Source organism: Halomonas sp. IOP_6 (assembly GCF_021151565.1).
Lineage (GTDB): Bacteria > Pseudomonadota > Gammaproteobacteria > Pseudomonadales > Halomonadaceae > Vreelandella > Vreelandella alkaliphila.
The window spans coordinates 300,088-312,969 of record NZ_JAIRBO010000001.1; the positions used below are offsets into that span (position 1 = coordinate 300,088).

Annotated in this window: 10 protein-coding genes; 1 reads left to right on the forward strand and 9 read right to left on the reverse strand. The window is 55.3% G+C overall.

Annotated features, from left to right (window positions below; all coding sequences use genetic code 11):
- Window positions 1-122: 122 nt before the first annotated feature.
- From menA to K7H08_RS01495, 9 genes are all read right to left on the reverse strand, one after another.
- A complete protein-coding gene (menA, locus tag K7H08_RS01455; protein ID WP_231657014.1) occupies window positions 123-1,019 on the reverse strand; it encodes a 1,4-dihydroxy-2-naphthoate octaprenyltransferase in 897 nt (298 codons plus the stop codon).
- A 397-nt stretch (window positions 1,020-1,416) separates the two neighbouring features.
- Entirely contained in the window at window positions 1,417-2,406 is a 990-nt protein-coding gene (moaA, locus tag K7H08_RS01460) for a GTP 3',8-cyclase MoaA (RefSeq protein WP_231657015.1), read from the reverse strand.
- Between the two features lie 115 nt (window positions 2,407-2,521).
- Complete coding sequence (locus K7H08_RS01465) at window positions 2,522-3,784, reverse strand: molybdopterin molybdotransferase MoeA (RefSeq protein WP_231657016.1); 1,263 nt, start codon at window positions 3,782-3,784, stop codon at window positions 2,522-2,524.
- Window positions 3,781-4,359 carry a molybdenum cofactor biosynthesis protein B gene (gene moaB, locus K7H08_RS01470; protein WP_231657017.1) on the reverse strand — a complete coding sequence of 193 codons (579 nt, stop codon included), beginning with the start codon at window positions 4,357-4,359 and terminating at the stop codon, window positions 3,781-3,783. Before moaB ends, K7H08_RS01465 begins: the two co-directional genes overlap by 4 nt.
- A 35-nt stretch (window positions 4,360-4,394) precedes the next feature.
- A complete protein-coding gene (locus K7H08_RS01475; RefSeq protein ID WP_231657018.1) occupies window positions 4,395-5,216 on the reverse strand; it encodes a peptidylprolyl isomerase in 822 nt (273 codons plus the stop codon).
- 40 nt (window positions 5,217-5,256) lie between these two features.
- On the reverse strand, window positions 5,257-5,949 hold the full coding sequence (gene narI, locus K7H08_RS01480) for a respiratory nitrate reductase subunit gamma (RefSeq protein WP_231657019.1): 693 nt from the start codon (window positions 5,947-5,949) through the stop codon (window positions 5,257-5,259).
- Between the two features lie 13 nt (window positions 5,950-5,962).
- Window positions 5,963-6,775 (reverse strand): nitrate reductase molybdenum cofactor assembly chaperone, encoded by an 813-nt coding sequence (narJ, locus tag K7H08_RS01485; protein ID WP_231657020.1) that lies wholly within the window; start codon window positions 6,773-6,775, stop codon window positions 5,963-5,965.
- A complete protein-coding gene (gene narH, locus K7H08_RS01490; protein WP_089038514.1) occupies window positions 6,768-8,330 on the reverse strand; it encodes a nitrate reductase subunit beta in 1,563 nt (520 codons plus the stop codon). Before narH ends, narJ begins: the two co-directional genes overlap by 8 nt.
- The gene (locus K7H08_RS01495) at window positions 8,327-12,124 is read right to left on the reverse strand and encodes a nitrate reductase subunit alpha (protein ID WP_231657021.1); all 3,798 of its coding nucleotides are present in this window, start codon (window positions 12,122-12,124) and stop codon (window positions 8,327-8,329) included. The genes narH and K7H08_RS01495 overlap by 4 nt, the downstream gene beginning before the upstream one ends.
- 311 nt (window positions 12,125-12,435) lie before the next feature.
- Between K7H08_RS01495 and K7H08_RS01500 the strand changes: the two genes are divergently transcribed.
- Window positions 12,436-12,882 (forward strand): Rrf2 family transcriptional regulator, encoded by a 447-nt coding sequence (locus tag K7H08_RS01500; RefSeq protein ID WP_089038516.1) that lies wholly within the window; start codon window positions 12,436-12,438, stop codon window positions 12,880-12,882.

The window sequence follows — 12,882 nt, forward strand, 5'->3', positions numbered from 1 at the left end:
AATTCTTGCTGGGAACTTGCTACTAGCGGCCTCTTCTCCCCTTTACCTCCTCTTTGCAGTGAATAAAAACGCACTAAAAGAAAAGAGAACAGCAGCAATTATTGATCCGCATGTGTTGTTGCTTACGCAAAACGTAGAATCAACCAGACGGCTATCGCTAAAGAATAGAGCGCTGTCTTTCCCAATACTGGATTGAGTGCCGCCCCATCTCGCTGCCAAAACACTACATTTAATCCTACGCCTATTAAGCCCAGGCAGCTCCATACCCCCCAGCGCCAAACTTCTGTTGTGAAAGGCAGAGATACCATCCAGGGGCCGAGCGTTAAGAAGCTAAAAAGCCATCGAGTGGCTCGTGGTCCGAGCCGCACTGCTAGTGTTCGTTTACCAGCCCGCGCATCAGTAAAGCGGTCACGAAGATTATTAACGACCAAAATGGCAGCCACGGGTAGCCCCATTAGCAATGCGCTGATGATGGCTCTTTCGTTTACTGGGCTTTGTTGGGCCAGCAGGCTACCTAACACGGCCACTGGGCCAAAAAACAGCCAGACGGCCACTTCTCCTAATCCCAGATTGGCATAGGGACTCCTTCCACCGCTGTAACCCAGCACACCAAGCAGCGCTAGCCCACCAAACACCCACAATAACCAATGCCCAAAGAAGGCTAGCCATACACCCGTTACCAAGGCAATGCCTAGCATTAGCAGCAGTCCTACCCGCAGCTCACTAACTCCTAACAAGCCAGACTGGAGTGCACGTGCTGGCCCTAGACGATCGTGCTGATCGACGCCCGAAAGCCCATCAAAAAGATCATTGGCCAAATTAACCGCAAGCTGTAGCGCTAATGCACTAACCAAGCATAAGAACGCGGTGAGCCAGGAGAAATGGCTTGGTAGGACTAACGCCTGCCCTAACAAAATGGGGCCTACCGCTGCAGGCAAAGTACGCGGGCGAAGTGTTTGAATCCAAATGGTCAGTTTGTTGCTGGAAAACTCACCTTGAAATGGCTTAGTACGCGTCATTAATTGTCTTCTTTGGGTTATTGATCATTCCTGGGGCATAGCAGCGATTCTAACCCCGTCCTAGTCGATTAATTTAACAAAGGTACTGCTTCGCTTCCCGTTAGGACAAATGTTAGCGCATACAAAGGCTCGCCATTAAAGACAAATTGGTGGCAATTTTTTATGCGAAGCAGACAGAGTTAACGGCGGGACACGACAAAGCATCCTTTCGCAGAACCACTGCCAAAACGGATGAAATCAAGAGGAAATTTATGCCAACTCAAGGAGGGCCGATTCAGTGGCTATCTTAAAATCACCTTCACCGAAGCTCCTCATATTAAAAATATACTTAGATCACTTCTTAGACTCTATCAAGCAGGTACAGTTTGAAGTAAAAGTTGCTTTCGGCAACGCTGTACTAACCGCCAGTTGCATTCATAAATCGCAAAACCTGAACCTCACCATCGGTCGTAAAGTGGTGCCGCTCAGGCTTTTTCGTCATCGCCCCCACAATGGCTGCTTTTAGGCGCTGGATCTCCCCCGGATAACGTCGCATTACGGCACGTAAATCTACCGAATGCTCATTGCCCAAACAGAGGAGTAGCCGCCCTTCCGCCGTCACTCGAACACGATTACAGGCAGCACAGAAATTGTGGCTATGGGGAGAGATAAAGCCAATGCGTGACTGGCTGTCTGCCATACGATAATAACGGGATGGCCCTAGGGTGGTCTCGGTAGTGGGTAGGAGTTGATAGTGGTTTTCTATGGTCTCGCGTACCGCATCGGTGGAAAGAAAGGTTTCACCACGGTTATGCTCGCTGATAGCGCCTAGCGGCATTTCCTCGATAAAGCTGATATCGACTTGTTCATCCCGGGCAAAGTTTACCAAGTCGATAATTTCGTCATCATTACGCCCCTTAAGCAATACGGCGTTGAGCTTAATCGACTGAAAACCAGCGCGACGTGCGGCACGGATACCCGCGATCACTTGGTTTAAGTCACCTGTTCGGGTTAATGCTTTAAAACGCTCGGGCTTGAGCGAGTCGAGGCTAATATTGAGCCGATGTAGCCCGCCTTGCCGCAAAGCATCGGCATGTTTGACCAGCCCTGAGCCGTTGGTGGTCATAGCCAGCTCGCGCAGGCCCTCCAATTCAGCGAGTTTTTGCACTAGCGTTAGCACGCCCTGGCGTACCAGCGGCTCACCGCCAGTTAGACGGATTTTTTCCACGCCCAGCTCGACGAATGCCTGCGAAAGCGCGGCTATTTCCTCAAGGGTCAGCAATTGGGCTCGGGGCAGGAAGGTCATCTCCTCGGCCATGCAATACACACAGCGATAATCACAACGATCAGTTACCGATATACGTAGGTAACGCACTGTACGGCCAAACCCATCGACCAAGACGCTCATAGTGAGGGCTCCTCTACTTGAGAACTAACCAGCTGTATGTGTGGCTTGTGATGTGAAGACATACCCTCTCCTATAAAAAACTAACGAGGTCAGTGGTCACGACTGAAAAAGTGATTCAAGCGACGAACTGATTGATGGGGTAGTAGTGATACGCCTCCCCTTCTGCCACATCGGTTTCGGCGTTAATCATTAAATAACCATCAGCTTGGCTAGCCGCACCAAGCATATGCGAGCCCTGTCCGCCCGCTAACTGCGCCACGGGACTCCCCTGTGACCAATCCAACACTACCCGTAATAGCTCGCAGCGCCCTTTGGGCCCACGCTGAGAGAAGCCCGCTGTTACTGGAAAACACTGTAGCGAAGCTAAATGTCGACCCTGCATAGCATGAATAAACGGCAGCGCCAGCAGTTGCCAGCCCACCAGGGATGCCACGGGATTACCTGGCAGCGCCATTAACGGTGCGCAAGTGGAAGGCTCCCCGCCTAGATAACCGAATGCAAAGGGCTTTCCGGGTTTCATCGCAACACCATGAAAATGTAGCCCACCACGCTGCTCGATCACCGGACGAACGTGATCCTCCTCGCCTACCGAAACGCCACCGGTGCATATCACCACATCTGCAATGGTTTGTGCGTGCTCAAAGGCCTGGTGCAATGATTGCGGCGAATCAGCGATGACGCCCAGATCCAGTACATCGCACTGTGCTTGTGTGAGCAGTACGTTAAGCATGGCGCGATTGCTGTCGTATACCTGTCCCGGAGATCGCACCGTGCCTGGAGCAATCAGCTCATCGCCGGTTGAGAGCAATGCCACCCTTAGGCGCCGCTGGACGGCAACGATATTGATCCCGTGGCTTGCCAGAAGCGCAATCGACGCTGCGTCAAGAAACTTACCCGCAGCGAGTAGCTGGGTTCCCATGCGGGTCTCCTCGCCTTGACAGCGAATATTAGCGCCTAGCACCAAGCTACCCTCGAGGTGTATATGCCCACGCTGATCAAGTGTCACCCGCTCTTGAGGCACCACAATATCCGCCCCTATGGGTACCGGCGCGCCGGTGAAAATACGCGCGCAGCCCCCTTCGGGTAGCAGCATGACACCTGCACCAGCTGGCACGCGTTGAAGAATGGGTAGGCCTGCACCGCGAGGTGCCGCTTGGTAATCAGCCAGACACAGCGCGTAACCATCCATAGCGCTATTATCCACACCTGGCATATCGAGAGGTGCAACCACCATTTCTGCCAGCACTCGCCCCGCCGACTGTTCAAGGGAGACGTTTTCTACGGCATTAATCGGCGTGGCTGCGTCGATAACTCGTTGGCGTGCATCAAATAAATTTAACAAGCCGGGCGTGACTATTTCTGCGCATTGACAGTTCATAAGCACTCCGAAACATGCGACGTCGTTTCTACTTGACGTCCACTACAAGCAGGAGCAGAAGGCAACACCATTGCTACAAAGTTGCAGGGCCGAGTGCGGGAGTCCAACTGCAATGAGATGATTTTTTCCCACGCCAATTCACATGCTTTTGGCGAACCGGGCATCGCAAATAACAGCGTCTGGTTGGCAACCCCCGCCACCGCCCGAGATTGAATAGTCGACGTGCCAATCGTTTGCAGAGAGTAGTAACGAAACAGCTCGCCATACCCCTCAATTGCTTTGTCAAAAAGAGGAACTAACGCCTCAGGTGTGGTATCGCGAGCAGTGAAGCCCGTACCGCCATTCACCAGGATCGTCTGAATTTCGTTACGCGCAATCCACTCCGAAACCACAGCACGAACCTGATAAATATCATCAGGCACGATGCGCCGCTCCATTAAGTTATGGCCGCTTTCAATAAGATGCGCGGCGAGTAAGTCGCCACTGCCATCTTGATCGAATCCACGCGTATCGGAAACGGTTAACACCGCGATACCAAGCGGAGTGAAAAGTGCATCTACGGGAACATGGGACATCAAGCCTCTCCTATTAGCTTTCCTATTGCTTCAAGCTATTGCATCAAGCTGCCGCCAGCATCGTCATCCAGAACAATTCCTTCGACGCCTATTTCGCTCTCTAACATCAGCAAATAGTGACGCAGCGCGCGCCGAGTTGCCTGTTCCCGTAGGCTATGGCGCACCCGGTCAATCACTTGATCGAAAGGTAACGCCCGGCCTTCTTTTCGTTCGTCAATACTGACCACGTGCCAACCATAGCGGGATGCCAAAGGGCGCTCATAGAGGCCTCGGGGCAGGCGCTGCAAAGCGCGGTCCAACTCTGGAACGGTTTGCCCCGACAATAGCCAACCCAAATCACCATCCAGCTCTTTTGAAGGGCACGCGGAGTGGTGTTGCGCAAATTCGGCAAAACGCTCGGGTATCTGATTAAGCTGTTCGAGTAGCTTTTCGCCAAGCTGGTAAGCGTCGTCGCGCCCCTGGGAGTCATCGGGTGCGGCCGCGAGCAGGATATGCCGAACGCGTAACTGCACTGGTTCGCTAAAGCGCTCGCGGTGGGTGTCAAAAAAGCGCTGGCAATCTGCTTCACCCGGTTCGGGCACCTCAAGCTCCTGTTCGAGCAAAGCAGCAATCGCCGCATCTTCCTGTGCCTCGCTAACGTCCTGTGTCGATAGTAGGCCCAGGACGCTAGCACGCTGGCGAAGCAGCTCTCTGACCACCAACGCACGGGCGGCCTGAAGCTGGGCCTCTCCCGCCGTTTCGGCGGGGTGATACTGCATTTCCAACGCAATCGTTGCTTCATCGATAGGGGTGTCGCCGACACGTACCGGAGGCGCAGCAACGCCCCCAGGTAACTGTTCGATATCAATCATCTGCATATTATTTCTCCTCTAGGCCTGGCCGAGCACAAGCCAGTTTTTAGCTGCGGCGGCGGACAAGCTGATAACGCCGGGTCACATAGCCAAACGGCGCGCTCCAAACATGCACCAAGCGGGTAAAGGGGAACAACAGGATGATGGTTAAGCCGATAAAGATATGCAGTTTGTAGATCCACGACACTTCCTGCATGTAATCCGCCGCACCGCCGCTGAAGAACACAATCGACTGCGCCCAGCTGGAGAGTGTCAGCATCATCTCGCCGTCCATATGGCCCAACGAGAAGATGATGGTCACCATACCCAGGCACGCTTGTAAGACGATCAAGCCCAGGATCAAGGTGTCCATCATGCTCGACGACGCCTTTACGCGCGGGTTGGCCAAACGACGATAGAGCAACATGGCGCCGCCCACCACGCACATGGCACCGGCAATACCGCCCACCACGATAGCCACTAGCTGTTTAGTACCGGCGTGCAGGAACGGCTCATAAACCCAGTGCGGTGTGAGCATGCCCACCAAGTGACCGAAGAAGATGACGATAATACCGATATGAAACAGGTTGCTGCCCAGGCGCATGTTCTTTGAAGAGAGCATCTGGCTAGAACCGGTCTTCCAAGTGTACTGACCATGATCAAAACGGAGCAGGCTGCCAAGCAGAAACACCGTGCCCGCGAGATAGGGGTAGTAACCGTAGATCAGATGGGTTAAGTAATGCGCAATCGCGTCATACATGGTGATTCTCCTATTAACGATCGGCGGAAGGAGCGGAAGAGGCATTTAAAGACGGAGCAGGCATAATGCGTACCGGCTGGCTTTGAACGGTGTGCTTGCGCTCAGCCAAGCGGCGACCTTCAGCAGACTGCAGCGCACAGTCTTCATCAGAGGTCGCTGAGAAACGCACCGCTTCTTCTTCCCATACAGCGTCTAGTGCTTCGGGGGTGTTGTCCGGCGCTTCTTTTTTGACCTGGGGCCGATGCTCCTCGACATCTCCCTCGGCGCCGATTAACGCCAATAGTGACAACGGTACCAGGGCGTGATCCGCTCCCCGCTCCTCCAGCCGTGCCGTCAGCAACGCCAGGATATGGCGTATTTCGCCCAGCCAGCGGCCAATTTCGGCGTCGTCGCACATTGAAAGGTATTCAAGAAATACCGGTAGATGATCGGGCAGTTCACGGGCATCCAGTTCAAAACCGGCCGCGCTGTATTCGGCCATAAGATCCACCATGGCCTGACCACGGTCACGGGATTCACCGTGAACGTGCTCGAATAGCAGCAGCGACGTAGCTCGCCCCTTATCGAACATGGCGACGTACTCGGCCTGCAGCTCAAGCAGGTCGCCCTCTTGGAGACGCTGACACCACTCCATTAGCGACGATTTGAGAGCCGCCCCCAGGCGGCGCTCGGCATTGAGAATTTCGATGAGCTCGCCGCTGGCATCCTGCAGTTCCTCGGTCGGGTAATCGAGCAAGCGGGCCAGTACGCGTAGGCTACGCATCCCTTGTGGCGGTTCGAACGACGGCTCTACCGGGGTCGGCGATTGGATAGCGGCTTCAGTCATGACGAGACTCCTCAAGTTGTGGCTGCGGGTCGAAGACCTCTACCGGTTTCACCAACACGCTGGTCTGCTTACGGCCATTGAACAGGTTGGGCTGGCTCTCACCGTGGCAACCATCACCAAAGGTAAAGCCGCATCCGCCCCGTTCCGGGAAGGCTTCGGTGGCCATTTCCCGATGGCTGGTGGGGATCACAAAACGATCCTCATAGTTGGCAATGGCTAGGTAGCGGTACATCTCCTCTACCTGAGCGACGCTCAGCCCCACGGCATCGAGCACGTCGGCGTTGGGTGAACCCTCTACGTGCTTGCCGCGCATATAGACCCGCATCGCCATTAAGCGCTTGAGTGCCAACACCACGGGCTCCTCTTCACCAGCAGTCAACAGGTTAGCCAAGTACTTCACCGGGATACGCAGTGATTCAATCTTGGGCAGGATGCCGTCAAACTCCACATGCCCCGCCTCAGCGGCGGACTGAATCGGCGACAGCGGCGGCACGTACCACACCATCGGCAGCGTGCGGTATTCCGGGTGCAGTGGCAGCGCCAACCCCCAGTCGATAGCCATCTTGTAGACCGGAGAGGCCTGGGCGGCTTTGATGACGTTATCCTGGATGCCATCCCGCTTGGCCTGGGCAATCACTTCCGGATCGTTGGGATCTAGGAAAATCTCGCACTGGCGATGGTAGAGGTCACGCTCATCCGGCGAGCTTGCCACTTCCTCGATGCGATCAGCGTCATACAGCAGCACGCCGAGATAGCGAATGCGGCCCACACAGGTCTCGGAGCAGATGGTCGGCTGGCCGGCCTCGATACGCGGATAACAGAAGATACACTTCTCGGACTTACCGCTTTTCCAGTTGTAGTAGATCTTCTTGTAGGGGCAGCCGGAGATACACATACGCCAGCCACGGCACTTGTCCTGGTCGATTAGAACGATGCCGTCCTCTTCCCGCTTGTAGATCGCACCGCTGGGGCAAGCCGCTACACAGGTGGGGTTCAAGCAGTGCTCGCACAGCCGCGGCAAATACATCATGAAGGTGTTTTCGAACTGGCCGTAGATATCTGCCTGCACCTTGTCGAAGTTGGCGTCTTTGCGCCGCTTGGCGAACTCGGTGCCAAGAATCTCTTCCCAGTTGGGGCCCCACTCGATCTTTTTCATACGCTGACCGGAAATCAGCGAGCGCGGACGTGCCACCGGCTGGTGCTCGCCGATCTTGGCAGTATGCAGGTGTTGGTAGTCGAACGTGAACGGCTCATAGTAGTCATCCATCTCGGGCAAGTCGGGGTTGGCGAAAATGTTCGCCAGCACCCGCCATTTGCCACCAATACGCGGCTCAATCCGACCATCGTTACGGCGCATCCAGCCGCCCTTCCACTTGGCCTGGTTCTCCCACTCTTTGGGATAGCCGATACCGGGCTTGGTCTCGACATTGTTGAACCAGGCGTACTCCATACCTTCGCGACTGGTCCAGACATTTTTGCAGGTCACCGAACAGGTGTGGCAACCGATACACTTATCAAGGTTGAGAACCATGCCTACCTGGGAACGAATTTTCATTTCACGGCCTCCTGAGCACTGTTCTTTTGAACACTGTCATTGCCTTCACCATCCAGCCAGTCAACGTGTTTCATCTTGCGCACTAACACGAACTCATCGCGATTTGAGCCGACGGTGCCGTAATAATTAAAACTGTAAGAGAGCTGCGCGTAGCCGCCGATCATGTGGGTTGGCTTGGGGCAGACACGGGTGACCGAGTTGTGAATACCGCCCCGCGTACCGCTGATCTCAGAGCCAGGCACGTTCACGTTGCGCTCCTGGGCGTGGTACATCATCACCATGCCCGCTTTGACCCGCTGGCTGACCACTGCCCGCGCGGCAATCGAGCCGTTGGCGTTGTAGACCTCGATCCAGTCGTTGTCCTCGATATCGATCTCAGCCGCGTCCGCCTCAGAGAGCCACACCACCGGGCCGCCTCGGTTAAGCGTCAACATCAGCAGGTTGTCCGAGTAAGTGGAGTGGATACCCCACTTCTGGTGCGGCGTAAGAAAGTTCAGCGCCTTGCTCTTGAAGCCGTTGTCGGCGGGAAGCTGGAAGCCTTTGGCCGCCTTGGTATCGATGGGCGGACGATAGACCAGCAGGCTTTCACCGAATGCGCGCATCCAGGCATGATCCTGATAGAACTGCTGACGACCACTCACGGTGCGCCATGGAATCAGCTCGTGAACGTTGGTGTAACCGGCGTTATAGGAGACATGCTCATCCTCAAGGCCGGACCAGGTCGGGCTGGAGATAATCTTGCGTGGCTGAGCGACGATATCGCGGAAGCGAATTTTCTCTTCGTGCTTAGGCTTAGCCAAATGCGTGTGATCACGCCCGGTAATCTTGGAAAGCGCATCCCACGCTTTTACTGCCACGGCGCCATTGGTTTCCGGTGCCAGGGTGAGAATCATCTCGGCGGCATCGATGGCGCTGTCGATCAACGGGCGCCCTTTATGCGGGCCATCCAGCTTGCGATGGTTGAGTTTGCCCAGCAGCTCGACTTCCGCATCGGTATTCCAACCGATGCCCTTGCCGCCGTTACCGATGCTTTCCAGCAACGGCCCTACGGAGGTGAAGCGCTCATAGGTTTCGGGATAGTTGCGTTTGACCTCAATCAGCGACGGCATGGTCTTGCCGGGAATCGGCGCGCATTCGCCCTTCTTCCAATCCATCACCGCCGGCTGGGCTAATTCTCCTGGCGAGTCGTGCTGCATCGGCAGCGTGACCAGGTCGGTCTCTTCGCCCAGGTGGCCTACACACACTTTGGAAAACGCCTTGGCAATACCCTTGTAAATATCCCAGTCGCTACGCGATTCCCAGGCAGGGTCGGTGGCGGCAGTCAAGGGGTGAATAAAGGGGTGCATGTCAGAAGTGTTAAGGTCGTCCTTCTCATACCAGGTCGCTGTAGGCAGCACGATATCCGAGTAAAGGCAGGTGGTGGACATACGGAAATCCAGCGTCACCAGCAGGTCGAGCTTGCCTTCCGGCGCCTCGTCACGCCATACCACTTCTTCGGGCTTCTGGCCGCCGAAGTCGCCCAGATCTTTACCCTGAATACCGTGGCGAGTACCCAGCAGGTACTTGAGCATGTACTCATGGCCCTTACCGGAGCTACCCAGCAGGTTGGAGCGCCAGATGAACATATTGCGTGGGAAGTTCTCTGGCGCATCCGGGTCTTCCGCGGCAAAGCGCAGTTCACCGCTCTTGAGCTGCTGAACCGCATAATCGGCTGTCGACATACTCGCGGCTTCGGCTTTTTTCGCTAGGCGTAGCGGGTTAGTGTCCAGTTGTGGTGCTGACGGCAGCCAGCCCATGCGCTCAGCACGCACGTTAAAGTCAATCAGGCTACCGGGGTAATCCTCGGCCTTGGCCAACGGCGAAAGAATTTCTTTAATCTCAAGCTTCTCGTAGCGCCACTGGGAGGAGTGACTATAGAAGAAGGAAGTAGAGTTCATATGGCGCGGCGGGCGCTGCCAGTCGAGGCCAAAGGCCAAAGGCGTCCAGCCAGTCTGCGGACGCAGTTTTTCCTGACCAACATAGTGGGCCCAGCCGCCACCGCTCTGACCGATACAGCCACACATGACCAGCATGTTAATCAGGCCGCGGTAGTTCATGTCCATGTGGTACCAGTGGTTCATACCGGCACCAACGATGATCATGCTACGGCCGTTGGTTTTATGGGCGTTATCGGCAAATTCACGGGCAATGCGGGTGCACTGCTCTGCAGGGACACCGGTGATTTTCTCCTGCCACGCGGGGGTATAGGGGCGAATCTGATCAAACGAGGTCGCGCCATCATCTTCGCCGTCGCCAACAAAGCCACGGTCGATACCGTAGTTGGCACACATCAGATCAAAAACGGTGACCGCCAGCATTTCGCTGCCATCGGCTCTCTTTAAGCGTTTGGCGGGCAAATTGTGGAACAGTAGGTCATCGGCGGCGCCAACACCGGCTCCTTTTACGTGCTCAAAGTGTTCGTGTTCGATACCACCAAAGTAAGGAAACGCAACGCGCGCGACGCTATCGTGGTGGTTGACCAAACTGAGCAACGGCTTGATCTCGGTGCCTGCGGCGTCCAGCGACTCCAGATTCCACTTGCCCACTTCATCACCGGTTTCGCCCCAGCGGAAACCGATGGAACCGCGCGGCACCACCAACTGGTCGCGGGTTTCGTCCCAGGCGACGGTTTTCCACTCGGGATTGTTTTCCTGGCCCAGGGCAGCATCAAAATCACTGGCTCGCAGTTGGCGACCCGGTGCGAAGCTGCCATCTTCACGCGCTTCCAGTTCCACCAGGAACGGCATGTCGGTATAGCGGCGCACATAGTCCGTGAAGTAAGCACTCGGGTTATCGAGGTGGAACTCTTTGAGAATGACGTGACCCATGGCCATCGCCAGGGCGGCATCGGTGCCCTGCTTGGCGGAAAGCCACTCGTCGGTCAGCTTGGAGACTTCGGCATAATCCGGAGTGATCGAGACCGTCTTAGTGCCCTTGTAACGTACTTCGGTAAAGAAGTGGGCATCCGGGGTACGCGTTTGAGGCACATTAGAGCCCCAGGCGATAATATAGCCGGAGTTGTACCAGTCAGCGGATTCAGGTACGTCGGTCTGCTCACCCCAGGTCATTGGCGAGGCCGGCGGCAAGTCACAGTACCAGTCGTAGAAGCTCATGCAGACGCCGCCTATCAGCGACAGGTAGCGGCTACCCGCGGCGTAGCTGACCATCGACATGGCAGGAATCGGCGAAAAGCCAAGGATACGATCAGGGCCGTACTGCTTAGCGGTGTAAACGTTAGAGGCAGCGACCAGCTCGTTGAGCTCATCCCAGTTACCGCGAACGAAGCCGCCCATGCCGCGGGCACGCTTGTACTGTTTAGTTTTGGCAGGGTCTTCAACAATAGACGCCCAGGCGTCGACCGGGTCTGGATTAGCCTTGAGCGCTTCGCGCCATAGCGCCAGCAACGGCTTACGAATCAACGGGTACTTGAGGCGGTTAGCGCTGTACAGATACCAGGAGTAGCTGGCGCCGCGGGGGCAGCCACGCGGCTCATGGTTAGGCAGGTCGGGACGGGTACGGGGGTAGTCAGTCTGCTGGGTTTCCCAGGTAACTAAACCGTTTTTGACGTAGATCTTCCAGCTACAGGAGCCGGTGCAGTTCACCCCGTGGGTACTGCGTACTACTTTGTCGTGCTGCCAGCGGGCACGATAACTATCTTCCCACTGGCGGGATTCGCTGCGTAGTTCACCGTGTTCGTTGGCAAAAGGCTCACGGGACTTGCGGAAGAAATTCAGCCGATCTATGAAGTGACTCATGGTCGATCTCCAGGCTCCTCGGAAATTTGCGTACCCGCCAGGCGGGCTCCATGGAGTGGATTCTGCGTGATCGACAAGGGAATTACTGCGTGATTACCTCCATATACACCCTATCTACCCCCAAGGTGATAGAGCGGCCAACGTAAAGGAATAGACGGTTGGCGCTGTTGAAATTACACCGTGCTTGAATGCTTGTTGTAGCGGAGCGGAATATGCTCGCAGGCCTTCAACTACGTTTACATTGCAACTCACTGAACATTCATACAACATGCTTTTTATAGCCGGATTACTCTCGGAGCAAAACGCACTCCATGCACCTCACCCGATTCACTGATTATTCGATACGCGTATTAATCTTTCTTGCTACCAAGGGAGAGGAGCGCTCTACCATTCACGAGATTGCCGAGACCTTTAATATCTCACGCAATCATTTGATGAAAATCGTTCAAGAGCTAAGTCAAAAGAACTACGTTACCGCCATTCGTGGCAAGAATGGCGGCTTACTGCTGACACGGGACCCCGCCACCATTGGGTTAGGCGAGCTAGTACGCGAGATGGAGCATGACATGGCGTTAGTGGAGTGCTTTCATAGCGACAACGCTTGCATCATTACGCCGGCATGTCGCCTTCAACCGATTCTTAATGATGCACTGTCAGCATTTCTAAGTGTACTCGACCACTACACATTGGCCGACCTGCTGGGCAGTCAACAATCTCAACTGGCGCAACTTATGCGCATTCCTACCGTCAGCGCATAG

Coding starts and splice junctions, on each gene's coding strand:
- menA (WP_231657014.1), bottom strand. CDS start 1,019: ATGACGCGTACTAAGCCATTTCAAGGTGAGTTTTCCAGCAACAAACTG.
- moaA (WP_231657015.1), bottom strand. CDS start 2,406: ATGAGCGTCTTGGTCGATGGGTTTGGCCGTACAGTGCGTTACCTACGT.
- K7H08_RS01465 (WP_231657016.1), bottom strand. CDS start 3,784: ATGAACTGTCAATGCGCAGAAATAGTCACGCCCGGCTTGTTAAATTTA.
- moaB (WP_231657017.1), bottom strand. CDS start 4,359: ATGTCCCATGTTCCCGTAGATGCACTTTTCACTCCGCTTGGTATCGCG.
- K7H08_RS01475 (WP_231657018.1), bottom strand. CDS start 5,216: ATGCAGATGATTGATATCGAACAGTTACCTGGGGGCGTTGCTGCGCCT.
- narI (WP_231657019.1), bottom strand. CDS start 5,949: ATGTATGACGCGATTGCGCATTACTTAACCCATCTGATCTACGGTTAC.
- narJ (WP_231657020.1), bottom strand. CDS start 6,775: ATGACTGAAGCCGCTATCCAATCGCCGACCCCGGTAGAGCCGTCGTTC.
- narH (WP_089038514.1), bottom strand. CDS start 8,330: ATGAAAATTCGTTCCCAGGTAGGCATGGTTCTCAACCTTGATAAGTGT.
- K7H08_RS01495 (WP_231657021.1), bottom strand. CDS start 12,124: ATGAGTCACTTCATAGATCGGCTGAATTTCTTCCGCAAGTCCCGTGAG.
- K7H08_RS01500 (WP_089038516.1), top strand. CDS start 12,436: ATGCACCTCACCCGATTCACTGATTATTCGATACGCGTATTAATCTTT.